The organism is uncultured Amaricoccus sp., from assembly GCF_937858865.1.
Taxonomy (GTDB): Bacteria; Pseudomonadota; Alphaproteobacteria; order Rhodobacterales; family Rhodobacteraceae; genus Amaricoccus.
In genome coordinates, this window is record NZ_CALLYO010000167.1 from 1 (window position 1) to 1,075 (window position 1,075).

Annotated in this window: 1 protein-coding gene; it reads right to left on the minus strand. The window is 73.3% G+C overall.

Annotation, left to right across the window (positions count from 1 at the left end):
- Positions 1–983 (minus strand): diaminopimelate decarboxylase (gene lysA / locus Q0112_RS04660; RefSeq protein WP_297972103.1); only part of this gene is annotated, 983 nt, incomplete at its 3' end.
- Positions 984–1,075 lie beyond the last annotated feature (92 nt).

Here is a 1,075-nt window from a genome sequence, read left to right on the forward strand (position 1 = left end):
ACCGGCACGATGTCGTGCCAGGCGTCGTACATCGCCGGGCGCACGAGATCGTTCATCGCCGCGTCGAGGATGAGAAAGTCCCGCCCCGCCCCGTGCTTCAGGTAGAGGACCCGCGCGAGCAGCACCCCGGCGTTGCCGGCGATGAGCCGCCCCGGCTCGATCTCGATCTCGCAGCCGAGATGGCCGACCGTCCGCCGGATGAGCTCTCCATAGTCGAAGGGGAGCGGCGGCGCGTCGTTCTCCCCCTGCCGATAGGGGATGCCGAGCCCGCCGCCGAGGTCGAGCCGCCGGATCGCGTGCCCGTCGGCGCGCAGCACCCCGGTCAGCTCGGCGACCTTGCGGAAGGCCGCCTCGTAGGGGGCGAGCTCGGTCAGCTGGCTGCCGATGTGGACGTCGATGCCGACGACCTCGATCCCCGGCAGCGCCGCGGCCCGGGCATAGACCTCGCGCGCGCGGCCGATCGGGATACCGAACTTGTTCTCGGCCTTGCCGGTGGCGATCTTCGCATGCGTGCGGGCGTCGACGTCGGGGTTGACCCGGACCGCGACCGGCGCCACGCGTCCGAGGCGGACGGCCACCTCGCTCAGCGCCTCGAGCTCCGGCTCGCTCTCGACGTTGAACTGGCGCACGCCGCCCTCGAGCGCGAGGCGCATCTCCTCCCGCGTCTTGCCGACGCCGGAGAAGACGATCCGCTCGCCGGGGACGCCGGCCGCCCGGGCGCGGCGGTACTCGCCCTCGCTCACCACGTCCATGCCGGCGCCGAGCGCGGCCATCAGCGCCAGGACGGCGAGGTTCGGGTTGGCCTTCACCGCGTAGCAGACGAGATGGTCGAGCCCGGCCAGCGCCTCTTCGAAGACGCGGTAGTGCCGGGCGAGCGTCGCGCTCGAATAGACGTAGACGGGCGTCCCGACCCGCGCCGCGATCGCCGTCAGCGGCACCGCCTCGGCAGAGAGCACCCCGCCGCGATAGCTGAAATGGTCCATGGGCCCCCCGCGCGTCCCTGCCCCCCTAGCCCGCCGCGCCGGGCGACTCAAGCGGGGTCAGCGCGCCTCGGCCTCGGGCGGCGCCTCGGGTT